This is a genomic window from Rhodococcus sp. IEGM 1307 (genome assembly GCF_030056915.1).
GTDB classification, from domain to species: Bacteria; Actinomycetota; Actinomycetes; order Mycobacteriales; family Mycobacteriaceae; genus Rhodococcus_F; species Rhodococcus_F opacus_D.
Genome location: NZ_JASHKW010000004.1, coordinates 331,513 through 349,807 on the forward strand (window position 1 = coordinate 331,513; position 18,295 = coordinate 349,807).

The 18,295-nt window shown below is 68.1% G+C and carries 19 protein-coding genes; 10 read left to right on the forward strand and 9 right to left on the reverse strand.

Annotated elements, in window-relative coordinates; translation table 11 throughout:
* Positions 1-49 precede the first annotated feature (49 nt).
* Positions 50-1,447, forward strand: coding sequence for a sugar porter family MFS transporter (locus QM841_RS10235; protein ID WP_280783323.1), 1,398 nt, complete (start codon positions 50-52; stop codon positions 1,445-1,447).
* A gap of 62 nt (positions 1,448-1,509) precedes the next feature.
* Here QM841_RS10235 and dxs read toward each other — a convergent pair whose 3' ends face one another.
* Positions 1,510-3,459, reverse strand: a complete 1,950-nt coding sequence (gene dxs / locus QM841_RS10240) for a 1-deoxy-D-xylulose-5-phosphate synthase (protein WP_283331899.1) — start codon at positions 3,457-3,459, stop codon at positions 1,510-1,512.
* 249 nt (positions 3,460-3,708) lie between these two features.
* Between dxs and glsA the strand changes: the two genes are divergently transcribed.
* The 4 genes from glsA (at position 3,709) to QM841_RS10260 (ending at position 8,070) form a co-directional block, all read left to right on the forward strand.
* Positions 3,709-5,517: a glutaminase A gene (glsA, locus tag QM841_RS10245; RefSeq protein ID WP_283331900.1), complete on the forward strand. Its 1,809-nt coding sequence runs from the start codon at positions 3,709-3,711 to the stop codon at positions 5,515-5,517.
* Between the two features lie 98 nt (positions 5,518-5,615).
* A complete protein-coding gene (locus QM841_RS10250; protein ID WP_283331901.1) occupies positions 5,616-6,578 on the forward strand; it encodes an ATP-binding cassette domain-containing protein in 963 nt (320 codons plus the stop codon).
* A complete protein-coding gene (locus QM841_RS10255) occupies positions 6,575-7,414 on the forward strand; it encodes an ABC transporter permease (RefSeq protein ID WP_280783319.1) in 840 nt (279 codons plus the stop codon). Before QM841_RS10250 ends, QM841_RS10255 begins: the two co-directional genes overlap by 4 nt.
* Entirely contained in the window at positions 7,411-8,070 is a 660-nt protein-coding gene (locus QM841_RS10260) for an SIMPL domain-containing protein (RefSeq protein WP_317567526.1), read from the forward strand. Before QM841_RS10255 ends, QM841_RS10260 begins: the two co-directional genes overlap by 4 nt.
* Here QM841_RS10260 and QM841_RS10265 read toward each other — a convergent pair.
* From QM841_RS10265 to QM841_RS10275, 3 genes are all read right to left on the reverse strand, one after another.
* Entirely contained in the window at positions 8,067-8,525 is a 459-nt protein-coding gene (locus tag QM841_RS10265; protein WP_005240874.1) for a MarR family winged helix-turn-helix transcriptional regulator, read from the reverse strand. The genes QM841_RS10260 and QM841_RS10265 overlap by 4 nt on opposite strands.
* 77 nt (positions 8,526-8,602) lie before the next feature.
* Positions 8,603-9,871: a class I SAM-dependent RNA methyltransferase gene (locus QM841_RS10270; protein ID WP_283331903.1), complete on the reverse strand. Its 1,269-nt coding sequence runs from the start codon at positions 9,869-9,871 to the stop codon at positions 8,603-8,605.
* Positions 9,872-9,884: 13 nt separating this feature from the next.
* Positions 9,885-11,879: an APC family permease gene (locus tag QM841_RS10275; protein ID WP_025432406.1), complete on the reverse strand. Its 1,995-nt coding sequence runs from the start codon at positions 11,877-11,879 to the stop codon at positions 9,885-9,887.
* A 162-nt stretch (positions 11,880-12,041) separates the two neighbouring features.
* Here QM841_RS10275 and QM841_RS10280 point away from each other — a divergent pair, with 162 nt between their 5' ends.
* Genes QM841_RS10280 through QM841_RS10290 form a run of 3 tightly spaced genes read left to right on the forward strand, consistent with a single transcriptional unit; the run spans position 12,042 to position 13,750 of the window.
* On the forward strand, positions 12,042-12,707 hold the full coding sequence (locus QM841_RS10280; protein WP_005240869.1) for a potassium channel family protein: 666 nt from the start codon (positions 12,042-12,044) through the stop codon (positions 12,705-12,707).
* Positions 12,708-12,755: 48 nt separating this feature from the next.
* Complete coding sequence (locus QM841_RS10285; RefSeq protein WP_283331904.1) at positions 12,756-13,415, forward strand: potassium channel family protein; 660 nt, start codon at positions 12,756-12,758, stop codon at positions 13,413-13,415.
* A 35-nt stretch (positions 13,416-13,450) separates the two neighbouring features.
* A complete protein-coding gene (locus tag QM841_RS10290) occupies positions 13,451-13,750 on the forward strand; it encodes a GNAT family N-acetyltransferase (protein WP_105414639.1) in 300 nt (99 codons plus the stop codon).
* Between the two features lie 68 nt (positions 13,751-13,818).
* Here the strand turns inward: QM841_RS10290 and QM841_RS10295 are convergent, their stop codons facing one another.
* Together QM841_RS10295 and QM841_RS10300 are read right to left on the reverse strand one after the other, a co-directional pair.
* On the reverse strand, positions 13,819-14,499 hold the full coding sequence (locus QM841_RS10295) for a DUF3159 domain-containing protein (protein WP_283331905.1): 681 nt from the start codon (positions 14,497-14,499) through the stop codon (positions 13,819-13,821).
* 28 nt (positions 14,500-14,527) lie between these two features.
* On the reverse strand, positions 14,528-14,905 hold the full coding sequence (locus QM841_RS10300; protein ID WP_005240856.1) for an OB-fold nucleic acid binding domain-containing protein: 378 nt from the start codon (positions 14,903-14,905) through the stop codon (positions 14,528-14,530).
* Between the two features lie 136 nt (positions 14,906-15,041).
* Here QM841_RS10300 and QM841_RS10305 point away from each other — a divergent pair, with 136 nt between their 5' ends.
* Positions 15,042-15,755 carry an alpha/beta fold hydrolase gene (locus tag QM841_RS10305; RefSeq protein WP_283331906.1) on the forward strand — a complete coding sequence of 238 codons (714 nt, stop codon included), beginning with the start codon at positions 15,042-15,044 and terminating at the stop codon, positions 15,753-15,755.
* A 24-nt stretch (positions 15,756-15,779) separates the two neighbouring features.
* On the opposite strand, the gene QM841_RS10310 is transcribed toward QM841_RS10305, so the two are convergent.
* Together QM841_RS10310 and dut are read right to left on the reverse strand one after the other, a co-directional pair.
* The gene (locus QM841_RS10310; RefSeq protein ID WP_283331907.1) at positions 15,780-16,640 is read right to left on the reverse strand and encodes a DUF3710 domain-containing protein; all 861 of its coding nucleotides are present in this window, start codon (positions 16,638-16,640) and stop codon (positions 15,780-15,782) included.
* Between the two features lie 2 nt (positions 16,641-16,642).
* A complete protein-coding gene (gene dut / locus QM841_RS10315) occupies positions 16,643-17,164 on the reverse strand; it encodes a dUTP diphosphatase (protein WP_283331908.1) in 522 nt (173 codons plus the stop codon).
* Positions 17,165-17,250: 86 nt separating this feature from the next.
* Between dut and QM841_RS10320 the strand changes: the two genes are divergently transcribed.
* Complete coding sequence (locus QM841_RS10320; protein WP_283331969.1) at positions 17,251-17,721, forward strand: DUF3093 domain-containing protein; 471 nt, start codon at positions 17,251-17,253, stop codon at positions 17,719-17,721.
* 46 nt (positions 17,722-17,767) lie between these two features.
* Here the strand turns inward: QM841_RS10320 and QM841_RS10325 are convergent, their stop codons facing one another.
* On the reverse strand, positions 17,768-18,070 hold the full coding sequence (locus QM841_RS10325) for a DUF4193 domain-containing protein (protein ID WP_005240850.1): 303 nt from the start codon (positions 18,068-18,070) through the stop codon (positions 17,768-17,770).
* Between the last annotated feature and the right edge of the window lie 225 nt (positions 18,071-18,295).

The window sequence follows — 18,295 nt, forward strand, 5'->3', positions numbered from 1 at the left end:
AATTTCCGCTGTGCCCGCATCAGGAACGCTCGCCGAAAGCAGGTATGCGATGACGCAGATGTCCGAAAGACACACCGCGAAGGTCATCGGCGTCACCGTCGCCGCCGCGGTCGGTGGATTTCTCTTCGGTTTCGACAGCTCGGTCATCAACGGTGCCGTCGACTCCATCCAGGGCCACTTCGAACTCGGATCGTTCTTCACGGGCTTCGCCGTGGCGATCGCACTGCTCGGATGTGCTGTGGGCGCATGGTTTGCGGGTCGCCTCGCGGACCGCTGGGGCCGCAAGAAAGTGATGCTGCTCGGTTCGGTGCTGTTCGTCGTGTCCTCGCTCGGAGCGGGTCTCGCGTTCAGCGTCCCCGACCTGATGCTGTGGCGCGTCCTCGGCGGTCTCGGCATCGGTATCGCGTCGGTCATTGCGCCCACGTACATCTCGGAGATCGCGCCGGCCCGCTACCGCGGCGCGTTGGCGTCGCTGCAGCAGTTGGCCATTACTCTCGGCATCTTCGCCGCGCTGCTGTCGGACGCGGTGCTGCAGAACGCCGCGGGCGGCGCCTCCAACGAGTTGTGGCTGAACCTCGAGGCCTGGCGCTGGATGTTCATCGTCGGTGTGGTCCCCGCGGTCGTGTACGGCATTCTCGCCCTGCTCATTCCCGAGTCACCCCGCTACCTGGTCGGCAAGCACCTCGATCAGGAAGCGGCCGACATCCTCGCGAACATCACCGGCGAAGTCGACCCGCACGAGCGTGTCTCCGAGATCCGGCTGACCCTCCGCCACGAATCGACGGCGTCGTTCGACGACATTCGCGGCCCGAAGTTCGGGCTGCAGCCCATCGTCTGGGTCGGCATCTTCATGGCCATCTTCCAGCAGTTCGTGGGTATCAACGCGATCTTCTACTACTCCACCACGCTCTGGAAGTCGGTGGGCTTCACCGAGAACGAGTCGTTCACCACGTCGGTGATCACGTCGATCATCAACGTGGGCATGACGTTCGTCGCCATCCTGTTCGTCGACCGGATCGGCAGGCGCATCCTGCTCATGGTCGGCTCGCTCGGCATGTTCGTGAGCCTGCTCATGGCCGCAATCGCCTTCTCCCAGGCGACGGGCAGCGGCGACGACGTCGTGCTCCCCAGCCCGTGGGGGGCGGTCGCCCTGATCGGCGCCAACCTGTTCGTGATCTTCTTCGCCTCCACCTGGGGCCCGGTCATGTGGGTGATGCTGGGCGAGATGTTCCCCAACAACATGCGCGCCTACGCACTCGGCATCAGCACGGCGGCGAACTGGATCGCGAACTTCACGGTCACGCTGGCATTCCCGCCGCTCACCCGCTCGGTGGGGCTGTGGTTCCTGTACGGGCTGTTCGCGTTCTTCGCGTTGCTGTCGTTCTTCTTCGTCCGGTCGAAGGTCCGGGAGACGAAGGGGATGGAGCTCGAGGAGATGCACACCTGACCCAGGCACATACGGATCCGGCCGAATCACACTGTGATTCGGCCGGATTTCTGTGCAACGGCTCAGCCCTGCTGCTTCTCCGCGCGCTGCGCATCGAGGTCGGCGACGACGCCGTTCTGCTGCTCGGGGCGCAGGTTCCCGAGGCCGGCGAACCATCCGGTGATCTGCCGGGCGACGTCCTGCGCGGTGAGGCCCAGCTCGGCGTGGATCTGCGCGCGCGACGCGTGGTCGAGGAACTGTTGCGGAACACCGAGATCACGACAGGGGACGTCGACCCCCGCCGCCCGCAGCGCGGCGGACACGGTGGAACCGACACCGCCGTGCAGTCCGCTGTCCTCGACGGTGACGACCATCGTGTAGTCCTCGGCGAGCTTCACCAGCGACTCCGGGACCGGCAGGACCCACCGCGGGTCGACGACAGTCGCCGAGATGCCCTGCTGTTCCAGGCGTTCCGCCGCGGCGAGCGCGAGACCGGCGAACGCGCCGACCGACACGACGAGCACGTCGTTCCGCCCGGAGGGGGCACGAAGGATGTCGACGACGCCGTCGAGGCGGCTCACCGCGGGTACGTCGTCGCCGACGGTGCCCTTCGGGAACCGGAGCGCGGTCGGACCGTCGTCGACGGCCAGCGCCTCGTCCAGTTCCTCCCGCAGGGTGGCGGTGTCGCGGGGAGCCGCGACCTTCATTCCGGGGACGATGCCGAGCAGCGACATGTCCCACATGCCGTTGTGGCTGGCGCCGTCGTTGCCGGTGATACCCGCGCGGTCGAGAACGAGGGTGACGGGAAGCTTCAGCAACGCCACGTCCATCAGCAGCTGATCGAACGCGCGGTTGAGGAACGTCGAGTAGACCGCGACCACCGGGTGCAGGCCGCCCAGGGCGAGGCCGGCCGCCGACGTGACGGCGTGCTGCTCGGCGATCCCGACGTCGAACATCCGGTCGGGGTATTTCTCGCCGAACGCGGCGAGACCGGTGGGGCCCGCCATCGCCGCGGTGATCGCCACGATGTCCTGCCGGTGACTCGCCTGATCGATCAGCTCGGCCGAGAACACCGACGTCCAGTCGGCGGACGCCGACCCGGTCGCCTTACCGGTGAGCGGGTCGATCACGCCGGTCGAGTGCATCTGATCGGCGACGTGGTTCTCGGCGGGCGCGTAACCCATGCCCTTGCGGGTGACGGCGTGGACGATGACCGGGCCACCGAACGCCTTCGCGCGGCGCAGCGCGGATTCGAGCGCGGCCTCGTCGTGTCCGTCGACCGGTCCGAGGTACTTGATGCCCAGGTCCGTGAACATCACCTGCGGGGCGACGGCGTCCTTGAGGCCCGCTTTCATGCCGTGGAGGACCGAGTAGGCGGTGCGACCCACCCAGGGAAGTTTCTTCACCATCCGGCGGCCGCTGTCGAGGATGCGTTCGTATCCCGGCTGGAGGCGGAGGGCGGCGAGGTGGTCGGCGAGACCACCGATGGTCGGTGCGTAGGAACGGCCGTTGTCGTTGACGACGATGACCACCGAGCGGTCCTTGCCTGCCGCGATGTTGTTCAGGGCCTCCCAGCACATGCCGCCGGTCAGCGCACCGTCACCCACGACGGCGACGACGTGGCGGTCCTGACCGGTCAGTTCGAAGGCCTTCGCGAGGCCGTCCGCGTACGACAGCGACGCCGATGCGTGCGAGGACTCGACCCAGTCGTGATCGCTCTCCGCCCGGCACGGGTACCCGGACAGGCCACCCTGCTTGCGGAGCGAGTCGAAATCGTCCTTGCGACCGGTGAGGATCTTGTGGACGTACGCCTGGTGGCCCGTGTCGAAGATGATCGGGTCGGCGGGCGACTCGAAGATGCGGTGCAACGCGAGGGTCAGTTCGACGACGCCCAGGTTGGGGCCGAGATGACCACCGGTCGCCGCGACCTTCTGCACGAGGAACTCACGAATCTCCGCGCCGAGCTGCTTCATCTCCGCCGAATTCAGCTGACGAAGATCGTCAGGCGTCTGGATACGGGCAAGAACACCCAACGAGATCGCTCCCTCCGTGATGCACGCGGCCTTGCGTGCCTCTGCCGTGGCTTCGTGTCACGTCACAGTGGAACCAGTCTACGGAGCCGCCGGAGTGCGGGACACACGGTAGGGGCCGGTGCGGCCCGGTATCGCGGGCTCGTCCTCGGGCATCCCGGCCACGACCGTGACCGGCTTCACACAATTGTGCCGCCGGACGGGCCCCGCGGAACACCCGACAGCGTCGTGAACAGCCTCTAGGGTCGACTCATGAGCACCGTCGTGGACGCGCTGATCGGGAAAGTCTTCGCCGCGACCCGGGGGAACCGCAGCGGCGAGCTCGCCGACTACATTCCCGAACTCGCCGCCGTCGCCCCCGACTCGTTCGGAATCTGCATCGCCACCGTGGACGGCTACGTGTACGAGGTCGGCGACACCCGCCTGCCCTTCACCATCCAGTCCATCTCGAAACCGTTCACGTACGCCCTGGCGCTGGCCGACCGCGGGTCCGACGCGGTCGCCGAGAAGATCGACGTCGAACCGTCCGGGGAACCGTTCAACGAGATCAGCCTCGACCCGCGGACGGAGCGACCACGCAATCCGATGATCAACGCCGGGGCGATCACCGCCGCGTCGCTGGTGGCCGGCCCGGACCTGGACTCGAGGTTCGAACGGATCCGGGCCGCGTACTCCCGGTACGCCGGACGGGACCTGACGTTCAACCGGTCGGTGTACGAGTCCGAGTCACGGACCGGGCACCGCAACCGGGCGATCGGCCACATGCTGCGCTCGTTCGACATCATCACCGGCGACCCCGACGAGGCGGTCGATCTCTACTTCCGCCAGTGCTCCATCGACGTGACGTGCCGGGACCTGAGCCTGATGGCCGCGACGATGGCGAACAACGGCGTCAACCCCGTCACCCGGGACACCGTTCTCGAACCGGCCCTCGTCGAGCGCGTCCTGAGCGTGATGTCGACGTGCGGCATGTACGACGCCGCAGGCAAGTGGGTGTACGAGGTGGGGTTGCCGGCCAAGAGCGGCGTCGGCGGCGGCATCGTCGCGGTCCTGCCGGGCCAGATCGGCATCGCCGTCTACTCGCCGCGCCTCGACGCGCACGGGAACAGCGTGCGCGGGGTGGAGGCGTGCCGGGCCCTGTCGAACGACCTGGAGCTGCACTTCCTGCACGTCACCCGCGCCGCCCGGTCGGCGATCCGTGCCACGTACTCCGTCGTCGACAGTCCGTCGCGGATGCGGCGCACTCCCGCCGAGCGGGCCGCCCTCGACGACGTCGGCAAGCGCAGCCGGATCTACGAGTTGCACGGGGACCTGCTCTTCGCCGGCGCGGAGTCCGCGGTGCGCGAGATCGGCGGGGTCGAGAACGAGCTCGAGGTCGTGGTGGTCGACGTGCGGCGGGTGGACGACGTCGGCAGCATCGCGCGCCGCATGCTCGAGAGTCTGCGCGACGAACTCACCCGTCGCGGCTGCGCGGTCGCCCTCGTCGATCCCGCGGCCCTGCTCGGCTACACGCATTCGGATCTCACCGGTGCGGGCGGCCGGGTGTTCGCCGACCTCGAAGCCGCATTGCAGTGGTCCGAGGACACCCTCCTCGATCGGCACTGCGCCGCCCTTCGCCAGCCGGCGACCATCGACGTCGCGCACCATCCGGTGCTGGCCGGGCTGCGACCGGAACAGTTGCGGCGACTCACCCGCGACCTCGACATCCGCACGTTCGCTCGCGACGAGCAGATCATCCAGCGAGGCGACCGGGCGTGCGGGCTGTTCCTGATCCTCTCGGGCCGGGTCAGCATGAGGGTCACCGATTCCGGGGGCGCCGTGTACCGGATCATGACCCTGTCGACGGGCATGACCTTCGGCGAGATGACTATGCTGCTGGACCTACGCTTTCTCAATGACGTGTGCGCCGACTCCGAGGTCACCGTCGCCGTTCTCCCCGCGGATCGGTATGCCGACATGGCCGCGACGGAGCCCGGACTCAAACTCGCCCTTCTCGAACGACTGGCTGCCGGCGCCTATGAGCAACTCGACGTGATTCTGCGGTCGCTGCTTCGGCCCTGATCGAGGATCGCCCACGGGAAAATCCGATTGCCCGAACCGGAAAAATCGGACAGGCTGGGGCTCGGAATCGACGACGCTCGAATCGAAAGCAGGGTGCAATGCTCACAGCGACAAAGCTGGCCATCGAGACGACGGGACTCGTCAAGACGTTCGGATCCACCCACGCTGTCGACGGCCTGGATCTGGCCGTCCCCCTCGGCGGCGTGTACGGCGTCCTCGGACCGAACGGCGCGGGCAAGACCACCGCGATCCGGATGCTGGCCACGCTCCTGCCCCTCGACGGTGGAACGGCCACCGTGCTGGGCCACGACGTCGCGAGCGAGCCGGACGCCGTGCGCAGCAAGGTCTCCCTCACCGGACAGTTCGCCTCGCTCGACGAGGATCTGACGGGCAGCGAGAACCTGCTGCTGCTCGGCCGGTTGTACGGGTACTCCCGCGCGGCGGCCCGCACCCGGTCCGAACAGTTGCTGACCGCGTTCGGGCTCGACGAGGCGGGCAACCGGCAGGTGAAGAACTACTCCGGTGGTATGCGCCGCAGGCTCGACATCGCGGCCAGCATCATCGTCACTCCCGAGATGATCTTTCTCGACGAGCCCACCACCGGTCTCGACCCGCGCAGCCGCAATCAGGTGTGGGAGATCGTCCGCGCGCTGGTGGCCGGCGGAACGACGGTGCTGCTGACCACGCAGTACCTCGACGAGGCCGATCAACTCGCCGACCGGGTGGCCGTCATCGACCACGGCAAGGTCATCGCGGAGGGCACCACCGGCGAACTGAAGGCCTCCGTCGGATCCGGGGCCCTGCACGTGCGGGTCACCGACATCGCCACCCGTCCCGCCGCGGCGGCGCTGCTGCGGGACGTGCTCGAGGTGCCGATCGTCGAAGAAGCCGACCCGGCCGCCCTGACCGCCCGTATCGACGACCCGGCCCGGGTCGCGCGGGCGCTGCCCGCACTCGACGACGCCGGAATCGCCGTCAGCACATTCGCGTTGGGGCAACCGAGCCTCGACGAAGTCTTCCTCTCCCTCACCGGCCGACCCACCGAGGAGCATGCGTCATGACCTCCACCACCGACCGGACCACCGACACCGCCACCGCGGTCGCCGACGTCCTGAAGATGCCCGGCCCGAGGCCCGCGAGACCCACCGCGTGGTCCACCTCGCTCTCGTTCGGCTGGCGAGCTCTGCTCAAGATCAAGCACGTCCCCGAGCAACTGTTCGACGTGACGATGTTCCCGATCATGTTCACGTTGATGTTCACGTACCTCTTCGGGGGTGCGCTGGCCGGTTCGACCAGCGCCTACGTCCAGTTCCTGCTGCCGGGCATCCTGGTGCAGACGGTCGTCATGATCACCATGTACACCGGCCTGACGCTCAACAAGGACATCGAGAAGGGGGTGTTCGACCGGTTTCGGTCGCTCCCGATCTGGCGTCCGTCTCCACTCGTGGGCGCGTTGCTCGGTGACGTCGTCCGCTACACGATAGCCTCGATCATCGTCCTGCTCCTGGGGCTCGTCCTGGGGTTCCGCCCGGACGGCGGGCTCGTCGGTGTGGTGGCGTCGATCGGCCTGCTGCTGCTGTTCTCGTTCAGCCTGTCCTGGATCTGGACGATGTTCGCGATGCTCATGCGTACCGAGCAGGCGGTCATGGGGGTGTCGATGTTCATCCTGTTCCCGCTGACATTTGCCAGCAACATCTTCGTCGACCCCGCAACGATGCCGGGCTGGCTGCAGGCCTTCGTCGGCGTCAACCCGATCAGCAAGCTGGTGACGTCCATTCGCGGGCTGATGGCCGGGACGGTGGAGATGGCGGATCTCGCCATCGTGTTCGGGTGGTGCGCCGGGTTCGTGGTGATCTTCGGACCCCTGACGATGCGCCTGTACAACCGTAAGTCCTGACGGTGGCGACGGATCACGCCGAGAGATCGGTGACGGTACGCGGATCCGGAATCGTGTCGGCGATTCCGGATCTCGTGCGCGCCACCGTCACCGTGACCGCGACACGTCCCGCGGTGGCCGATGCGTTCGAGGCCGTCGCCCGGTCCACCACGGCGGTCACGGACACCCTGCGCGGGTACGGCGTCTCGGGGCCCGACCTCGCGACCACCGGCCTTTCCGTGCACTCCGAGACCACGTGGACCGAGGGCCGGGGCAGCGAGGTGACCGGCTACACCGCCGCGACGACGCTGCAGATCACCGTCCGCGAGGCCGGGGCGTCCGCGTCGTCGTCGGCGCAGGTGGTGGCCGCCTGCGTCGGCGCGGGTGGCGACGACATCCGGCTCGGCGGACTCGAATTCGACTTCTCCGACCCTGCCGCGCTGACGGCGTCCGCTCGGGACCGGGCCTGGGCCGATGCCCTCGCCAAGGCGGAGCAGTATGCCTCGCTGTCACGTCGTGCACTGGGCGAGGTGCTCGACATCTCGGAAGTCGACACCGGGGACGTGCCGCCGCGGCCGGTCGCGAAGGCGTTCGCGGCGGCCGACTCCCCGATCGCCGTCGAACGCGGCGAGAAGCCGACGCGCGTCGACGTCCGGGTGCGGTGGCGTCTGGTCTAGACCCGCGGGCCCCGCTGCTGGACCGACGCGGCGAACGTGTCGTTGAGCTGAGTCAGCGACGTCACCGCCGCGAGTGCTTGTTCCTGGGACCAGCCTTCGAGCATGCCGCGCAGCCGTTCGGCCCGGCGCTCGGTGGTCTCGCGCAGAATGTCCATCCCGTTCGGCGACACCCGAATGCGGGAGGCACGCTTGTCGTGGGGGTCGGCGGCGCGCGACACGTATCCCGCGTCGACCAGTTCGGAAATCTGCCTGCTCAGCGAGGACTGACTGACGCACAGGTCGGCGGCCAGTTCGTTCTGGCGGCACTCCCCCCGGGCGGCGAGCACGAAGAGCACGCTCGTCAACGCGGGCGGGATCGGGGTCTCGCCGCTCGCGGAGACGACCGCCCGCAACGACCGCCCGAGTGCGAACACCGCATCGACGAGCGCTTGCGCAGTATCTGCCTGTACCGACATCCAGTCCCCGTCCCACACACCCACTACCTGCGGGCCGACTATAACGTTTTGTTGCGTTCGGTAACGATGCGCCGCTGTCAGCGCGTCAGCAACGCGATGCACTCCACGTGATGGGTGAGAGGGAACGCATCGAACGCGCGCAGCTCGTCGACATGATATCCCTGCGCGAGGTACAGACCGATGTCGCGGGCGAACGACGCCGGGTCGCATCCCACGTGCACGACCCGCTCGGCGCCCGCGGCGGCGACCGCGTCGATCACGTCACGCCCGGCACCCGCACGCGGCGGATCGAGCACCACGACCTGCGGCGGGGAGGCGAGCCCGGAGACGGCGCGCTCTACCCGGTCGGAGTGGAACCGCACCTGCGGGAGGTCGGAGAGCGCGGCCTTCCCGTCCGACACGGCCTGGCGTGAGGACTCGACGGAATCCACGTGTCCGGACGGCCCGGCATCGCCGGCGAGGGCGGCGGCGAACACACCCACTCCCCCGTACAGGTCCCATGCGGTCTCGCCCGCGGACATCCCGGCCCATTCGGCGACCACTGCCGAATACGTTTCCGCGGCCCCGCGATGCGCCTGCCAGAACCCGGTGGCGGCCAGCGCCCATTCCCGGTCGCGCACCCGCTCCACCGGGCGACCCGATCCGACGACCACCCGCTCGGAGCGTGGCGCACCGCTGGCGGCGCGGCGAGCCATGGCACCGCGGCGCCCGGGACTCGTGCGGCCGGTCCGCGACACCTTCGGCGGAGCGATCTCGACCACGTGCCGCTCCCCCGCGCCGTCGAGGACGATCTGCACCTCGCTGCCGGGCTTCCAATCGTGCTCGCTCACACCGTCGTAGGCGGCCGACTCGATCTGCGGGCACGCCAGGTCCGTGACGATCCCGGAACTGCGGTGCCGGTGATAGCCGGGGCGGCCGTCCGGGTCGACGGCGAGCCGTACCCGCGTGCGCCAGCCGGTGCCGTCTCCGGTGCCGGGCAGTTCCTCGACGTCCACGTCCCGCTGCACACGTGCGAGCCGCGCCAACTGCTCGGCCACGACCTGCGCCTTCATGTCCCGCTGCACGTGCAGGCTCGCGTGCGAGAAGTCGCAACACCCCGCGCCGCCCGGACCCGACACCGGGCACACCGGGGTGACCCGCTCCGGGGACGCGTCGAGGATCTCGATCGCGTCGGCCCGGCAGTAGGACCCGCCGCGATCCTCGGTGACGAGGGCGATCACCCGCTCGCCGGGCAGTCCGTGCCGCACGAAGACCACGCGGCCCTCATGGCGGGCGACGACGAAACCGCCGTGCCCGGGATTTCCCAGCCGCAGTTCGAAGCGGCGGTCCGACCAGTTCTCACTCAACGCTTCTCGCCCGTCACTTGTCGTCGGGTTCGTAGCCGCGGCGTGACGCCCCGGCCGTGTATTCGATGTTCAGTGTCTTCGCCTTCTCGGACGAGTTCAGTTGCCACGGAACGCTGGTGACCATCACACCTGGCTGGAACAGCAGGCGGCTCTTGAGCCGCAGCGCACTCTGGTTGTGCAGGATCTGCTCCCACCAGTGCCCCACCACGTACTCGGGGATGAACACGGTGACGACGTCCCGCGGCGAATCCTTCCGGACGCGCCGCACGTAGTCGAGCACGGGTTTGGTGATTTCGCGGTACGGCGACTCGATCACCTTGAGCGGCACCGCGATGTCGGTCTTCTCCCACTGGCGCACGAGCGCCCGGGTGTCGGGTTCGTCGACGTTCACCGTGATCGCCTCGAGTGTGTCCGGCCGTGTGGCCCGGGCATAGGCGAGCGCCCGCATCGTCGGCATGTGCAGCTTGGAGACGAGGACGATGGAGTGAGTCCGGCTGGGCAGCACCCCGTCCCATTCCTGTTCCTCGAGCTCCCGCGCGACGCTGTCGTAGTGCTTCCGGATCATCTTCATCACGACGAAGATGGCGACCATGGCCACGATCGCGATCCAGGCGCCTGCCGCGAACTTCGTGATGAGCACGATGATCAGGACGGCGCCGGTCATGGCGAGGCCGATGGAGTTGATCACCCGGGAGCGGTGCATCCGCCGGCGCTGAGCCGGGTCGTTCTCGGTCTTCAGGTGCCGGGTCCAGTGCCGGATCATGCCCGTCTGGCTCAGCACGAACGAGACGAACACGCCGACGATGTACAGCTGGATCAGCTTGGTCACCTCGGCGCCGAACAGGACGACGAACGCGATCGCCGCCCCGGACAGGAACAGGATGCCGTTGCTGAACGCCAGGCGGTCGCCGCGGGTGTGCAGCTGACGGGGCAGGTAGCGATCCTGCGCGAGGATCGAGCCGAGCACGGGGAACCCGTTGAAGGCCGTGTTGGCGGCCAGCACGAGGATCAGAGCCGTCACGATCGCGATGAAATAGAAGCCGATGGGGAAACCGCCGAACACCGTCTCCGCGATCTGCGCGATCAGAGTCTTCTGGTGATACCCGGCGGGGGCGCCGATCAGCTGTTCGGCCGGGCTGTGCGCGTACACGATCCCGATCTTCTGGGCCAGGATGATGATGCCCATCAGCAGCACGATGGCAATCGATCCCAGCAGCAGCAGCGTGGTGGCCGCGTTGCGGGACTTGGGCTTCTGGAAGGCGGGAACACCGTTGCTGATCGCCTCGACACCGGTCAGTGCCGCACAGCCGGAGGAGAAGGCCCGAGCGATCAGGAACGCGAACGCGATCCCGTACAGGTGGGAGTCCTCGGCTTCGAGTTCGAATCCGGACGATTCGGCGCGCAGGTCGTCGCCGAGGACGAAGATCTGGAAGAACCCCCACAGCAGCATCAGGGCCATGCCGGCGATGAACGCGTATGTCGGGATCGCGAAGGCTGCACCGGATTCACGGATGCCACGCAAGTTGATGGCAGTCAGCAGCACGATGGCCGCGACCGCGAACAGCACCTTGTGCTGGGCCACGAACGGCACCGCCGAACCGATGTTGGACGCGGCCGACGAGATGGAGACCGCGACCGTGAGGACGTAGTCCACCAGCAGGGCGCTGCCCACGGTCAGACCCGCGTTGGGACCGAGATTGACGGTCGCGACCTCGTAGTCGCCGCCGCCCGACGGGTAGGCGTGCACGTTCTGCCGGTAACTGGCGACCACCACCGCCATCACGGCGGCGACGGCAAGTCCGATCCAGGGGGTGTACGCGTAGGCGGAGATGCCCGCCACCGATAGTACGAGGAAGATTTCCTCGGGGGCGTAGGCCACCGACGACATCGCATCGGAGGCGAAGACCGGGAGGGCGATCCTCTTGGGAAGCAGCGTGTGCCCGAGCTTGTCGCTCCGGAAGGGTCTGCCTAGCAGTAGCCGCTTTGTGGCGGTCGAGAGCTTTGACACTGCCAAAGCGTAAGCCGTCCGCAGAAAACCTGGACCCTCACCCACCAATGTGTCCGGATTGCGATCTCTGTCTCGGTTGCTCTTCCGCCTGGGCACTGTACGGTTCGATTCGGTACGCACGTACTCGAGACGTGACGTAAGAGCCCATGAACGGAGTACAAGGTGTATGTGGTCATCATGGGATGCGGCCGGGTCGGCTCATCCCTCGCTGGCTCGCTGACCCGGATCGGCCATGAGGTCGCGGTCATCGATCGCGACCCTGCCGCATTCCTACGTCTCGAACCCGACTTCCCCGGACGCACCGTCGTCGGCATGGGATTCGACCGTGACGTGCTGGTCAAGTCCGGTATCGAGCGCGCAGAGGCATTCGCCGCAGTGTCGTCCGGAGACAACTCCAACATCATTTCCGCACGCGTGGCCCGGGAGACGTTCGGCGTGGAGCGCGTCGTCGCCCGGATCTACGACGCCAAGCGTGCCGCCGTGTACGAGCGGCTCGGGATCCCCACTGTCGCCACCGTCCCGTGGTCCACGGACCGCTTCCTGCACACCCTCACCCGCGACAGCCAGACCGCCAAGTGGCGCGATCCGTCCGGAACCGTCGCGGTCACCGAGTTGTCCCTGCACGAGGATTGGATCGGCAGGCCGGTCGCCGAACTCGAGGCGGCGACGAATTCGCGTGTCGCGTTCATCATCCGCTTCGGCACCGGCGTCCTTCCCGACCGCAAGACGGTCTTCCAGGCCGACGACCAGGTGTACATCGCGGCCGTGTCGGGAACGGTGGCCGAGGCCGTCGCGCTCGCGGGCAATCCCCCGCCTTCGGACAACTGAGACGGCAGTGAGAATGTTCACGATCGACCACCCGAACGGAAGCAATCGATGAGAGTCGCAATCGCAGGAGCCGGCGCAGTCGGACGCTCGATCGCGCGCGAACTGGTCCGCAGCGAACACGCCGTCATGCTGATCGAACGCAAGCTCGAGCACGTCGAACAGGAGTCGGTGCCCGAGGCGACCTGGGTCCACGCCGACGCGTGCGAGCTGAGCAGCCTCGAGGCCGCATCCCTCGAAACCTACGAGGTGGTGATCGCGGCCACCGGTGACGACAAGGCCAACCTGGTCCTCAGCCTCCTCGCGAAGACCGAGTTCGGGGTCAGTCGTGTGGTCGCCCGCGTCAACGATCCCCGCAACGAGTGGTTGTTCGACGAGTCCTGGGGAGTCGACGTCGCCGTCTCCACCCCCCGGATGCTCGCCTCGCTGGTGGAGGAGGCGGTGTCGGTCGGCGATCTCGTGCGGCTGATGACATTTCGCCAGGGGCAGGCCAACCTCGTCGAGGTCACGCTGCCCGACAACACCCCGCTCGCCGGGAAGCCCGTCCGCAAGCTGCAATTGCCCCGCGATGCCGCGCTGGTCACCATTCTCCGCGGCGGACGGGTCATCGTGCCGCAGCAGGACGATCCGCTCGAGGGCGGTGACGAACTGCTGTTCGTCGCGTCCGTGGACGTCGAGGACGACCTGCGAGCGGCCGTCGGGCTCTCCTGACCCGGCGGGGACCGATCGACACCCGGGAGGATCCGATGGGTACCACCGCAACACCCGAGAGCATCGTCGTCACCGACAGCCCGCAGCAGAGCCGGTACGAGATCCACGCCGACGATGAACTCGCGGGAATCGAGCAGTACGAAGTCGACGGGGACGTACACGTTTTCGTTCACACCGAGATCTATCCGCAGTACGAGGGACTCGGACTCGCCCGGACGCTCGTGGGTGCGGCCCTGGACGATCTCCGCCGCCGTGGGCTGCGGGTGCGCCCGGTGTGCCCGTATGTCGTGAGGTTCGTGTCGAAGCATCCCGAGTACCAGGACCTCGTGGCCTGATCGGGTCGGCGACTTCGTCTCCGGCACAACCGGTCAGGGCCGACACGGTCCTCGGCGTGGGGCTGCACTCAGGTGCGGCCGGGCTCGTCGCGGGGGCCGCCCGCTTCCGTGTCGTCCGTCGGTTCGCCGGCGTCGTCCGACGGTGCCGGTTCGACGATCCGGTCTGCCCGGCGCACAGCCCAGATCGTCACCAGGAGAGCCAATCCCGCCAACGGCCAGCCCATCGCGATGCGCGCGAACGCGAGCCAGCCCGTCTGGTCCGAATCGTAGAGTTGCGACTGCACGAGGTACCGGGCCGCGAACACCAGCGCCCAGGCTGCGGTGGCCACGTCATAGGCACGTACCGCACCGCGATGGCGCCGCCAGAGGTTGCCGTGGCCGTTGAGGAAACCCCAGATCAGGCCGACGATCGGCCAGCGCACCAGAATCGAGATCAGGAACACCGCCCCGTAGGCGAGGCTCGTGTAGATCCCGAAGAGAAAGTATCCCTTGGCATCGCCCGTGCGGTACGCGATGAACGCGGAGATGCCGACGCCGACGAACCCGGACACCGCGGGCTGGATGGGGCTGCGGCGGACGAGGCGCCAGAGGAGAATCGCGACGGCGACGCCGAGGGCCGCCCAGATAGCCGGACCCAGGCCCCACACACCGTTGACCGGAACGAAAACCAGGATGGGCAGGGTCGAATAGACCAGCCCGCTGAGCCCACCGAGCTGTTCGAGTATGGATTGTTGCTTCGTTTCGGTCACTCAACGAGAGTGCCACACGAGAGGGCCGCTACGATTCGCCGCGCAACTCGTAATACGGGTTGAAGATCACCTTCTGGCCGTCGCGTTCGCCGACACGTCCGCGAACCAGCAGGGTCTTGCCCGGCTCGATGCCCGGAATCCTCCGCCGGCCGATCCACACCAGCTTGATCTGTTCCGTGCCGTCGAAGAACTCGGCTTCGATGCTGGCGTTCCCGGACTTCGGACAGGCTTCGACACTACGGAGCCGCCCCAGCATGGTGACCTCTTCGCCGCGGCTGCAGTCGCAGGCACGTTGTGCGCCGGACGCCTGAGACGTCTCGGCCATTTCCTCGGCGTCCAGCTGCTCGAGGTCCTCGGTGAGCCTGCGAGTCAGCCGACGAAAATATCCTGCCGTGGCGGGTGCCATTGCGCGCTCCTGGAGCATGTGCGACGCGAGATCTTCGCGCCGCTCGTAGGGCTGTGTATTCGCCACTGTAGACCCATTGGTTCCCGGCAACCACACCACCGGAAGAGCGCTGCGACAGACGAGGCAGGATCATCACATGCCCTCTGATAGTCGGCCTTGCGTGGCCGTTGTGCTCCCGGGTACGGGATCCGACGCGGACTTCGTGGCCCGCGCCTTCACCGAGCCTCTGACCTGCCGTGGAGTGCGCACGGCCGCAGTCGAACCCGATCCCCGGCGAGTCGTCGGAAGCTACGTCGACGCGCTCGACGCCGCGGCCGCGCAGCACGGACGCATCCTCGTCGGAGGGGTGTCCATCGGGGCCGCCGTGGCGCTGCAGTGGGCAGGATCACACCCGGATCGCGTCGCCGGCGTCCTCGCGGCGCTGCCCGCGTGGACCGGGACCGCCGCGGACGCTCCCGCCGCCGCCAGCGCCCGGTACACCGCGGCCCGGCTGCGGGCCGACGGCCTCGAACAGGTCACCGCCGAGATGATCGCGTCCAGCCCGCCGTGGCTGGGCCGGGAACTGGCGAAATCGTGGCGATCGCAGTGGCCGCACCTTCCCGCCGCACTGGACGAGGCGTCCGAGTACCACGCCCCCGGCGCGGGCGACCTCGAGCGCATCACGGTGCCGGTGGGGATCGCCGCCGCCACCGACGACGCCGTGCATCCCCTCGAGGTCGCCCGGGAGTGGTCCGAACGACTACCGCACGCGGGCCTCGTCACGGTGACGCTGGACGAGATCGGCGCCGACCCGGCGATTCTCGGCTACGCCAGCCTCGATGCGCTCGATTCGGTCCTGCACACGATCTGAGCGCCACATCTCCGGGACCGGGATTCAGCGACCGAGTTGCTGCATCGCCGAACCCGATTCGCCGCGACGCTGCTGCGGCTGCGCCGGGGCCTCCGCGGGGGGCGCCTGCGGCTCGCCCTGCGGACCCGCCGGAGCCGGCTGCTGCGGCGCGGGCTGCTGCGGAGCAGCACCCTGCTGCTGCGCCAGCTGCTGCTGGTGAGCGGCAGCCAGCTGCTGCGCGAGGGCCTCGGGCAGGACCACCGGCAGCGGTGTCCGCACCGGGTTCGGTTCGTTGCCCCGCTTCACGACCGTGTCGCGCAGGATCGCCCTGGCGGTCGCGACGAGCTCCGAGTCGGCCGTGTTGCCACCGCTCGGTCCCGCGACCACGCAGCGCACCATCCACCGGTAGCCGTCGACGCCGATGAAGCGCAGGTCGGCGTTCGGGGTGACGGCGAAGACCTCGCGTCCCCACGGTCCGCTCTCGACGCTCACCGTCGCGTTGTCGTTGCGCAGCGATTCGGCGAGGTCGCCCGCGACTTCCCGCCACTGGCCCAGCGACTTCGGGGCGGCATACGCCGCCACGGTGATGCGCCCCTGCTGGGTGACGAGATGCACTGCCTGCGGCGAACCGTCGGGCGCCATCTCGACCTGCAACTGGGCGCCCTGCGGCATCGGGACGAGGACCGAACCGAGGTCGAGGCGGGTTCCCACCTCACCGACGGTGAGGTCGGCGCCCGACTCGAGGTCGTCGGCGTCGTACGGACCGCCGTCCACCTCGGTCACGGCGTCGTAGTCGTCCTCGTAGTCCGCCTCCTCGTAATCCGCGTCGGCGTCGCCGGCCTCGGCGTCCTCGAAGAAACCGGGCCGGTCGTCCTCGGCTTCCTTCTTCTTACGACGTCCGAACATGATCAGGCTCCTTCACTGGCATTGCCGACGAGGCTCGCGTGGCCTCCGCTCGACCCATGTCCGTCACTGCCGCGGGTGGTGCCGTCGAGCGACGGGACCTCGACGAACGACACCAGTTCGACCCGCTGGACGAGCAGTTGGGCGATCCGGTCGCCCCGGCGGATCTCGATCGGGGTCTCGAGGTCGTGATTGATCAGGCACACCTTGATCTCGCCGCGGTACCCGGCATCGATGGTGCCGGGGGTGTTGACCACCGACAGACCCGACTTCGCGGCCAGCCCGGATCGGGGGTGGATCAGCCCGACCGTGCCCAGGGGCAGCGCGATCGCGATGCCGGTTCCGACGAGGACACGGCGCCCCGGCTCGATGGTCACGTCGACGGTGCTGCACAGGTCGACACCGGCGTCGCCGTCGTGCGCACGCTGCGGTACCTGAATGTCGGGGTCCAGCCGCTGAAGGGCGACGGGCGGAAGGGCGGGGGTCGCGGCGGGAGAAAGGCCGGGAGATAGGTCGCTCACGTGCACCGAGCCTACTCTCAGACACCGACTATCCTGGTCGGGTGTCACAAACGTCCCGGCCCGAAGTCGCGCCCACCGATAACACCTCGCCCGTGCTGTACTCCGAGCGCCTGTGGGTGCCCGTCTGGTGGTGGGCAGTGGGCTTGTTCGTCGCCGGTCTGCTCGCCGCGGAGGTGCACATGGGTGCGCCGGGCCTGCGCGCGTGGCTGCCGTACGTCCTTCTACTGCCCCTGCCCGTGTGGGGACTCGTCTGGCTCAGCCGTCTCCGCGTCGAGGTCGTCGAGGAACCGGACGGTGTCCACCTGCGGGTCGGACAGGCGCACCTGCCGCTCGATGTCATCTCGCGGGTCGCCGAGGTACCCGGTTCGGCGAAGAGTGCGGCGCTCGGTCGTCAGCTCGACCCCGCCGCCTTCGTGCAACACCGGGTGTGGGTCAAGCCGATGGCACTGATCGTGCTCGACGACCCCGAGGACCCGACCCCCTACTGGTTGATCAGCACACGACGGCCGGCCGAATTGCTGTCCGCCGTCAACCGTGCCCGCCCGCATACGGACGGAGACTGATCGGACGGTGGGCCTCCCACCGTCCGCCTCTCGTACTCGCCGCCGCTCAGGCTGCGCAGTCCCTGCACACCAGTACTCCGCCCGCGTCGCTGGCGAGTCGGCTGCGGTGGTGCACCAGGAAACAGCTCGAACACGTGAACTCGTCGGCCTGCTTCGGCACGACCCGCACCGAGAGCTCTTCACCGGACAGATCCGCGCCGGGCAGTTCGAACGATTCCGCGGTGTCGGACTCGTCCACGTCGACAACAGCCGACTGAGCCTCGTTGCGTCGCGCCTTCAGTTCCTCCAGCGAATCCTCCGAAACCTCGTCGGACTCTGTTCGCCGCGGTGCGTCGTAGTCAGTTGCCATGTCGCCTTCCCCTCATCCTCTTCGGTGTATCCCGGCCCGTGCGGTACGTCGAACCGATTGCTGGTCGACCGTCCACACGAAAACCGCCTCGGCGCAGATCACACCCTGCGGCTGCACAACGCTGCAGCGGATGGGTTCGTGCCCGGAACCAGGCTCCGGAAACATGATCTACGCCTCATTTGTCATCTTCTGCCGACCCTCGTCCTGCACGCTTTGAACGACTGG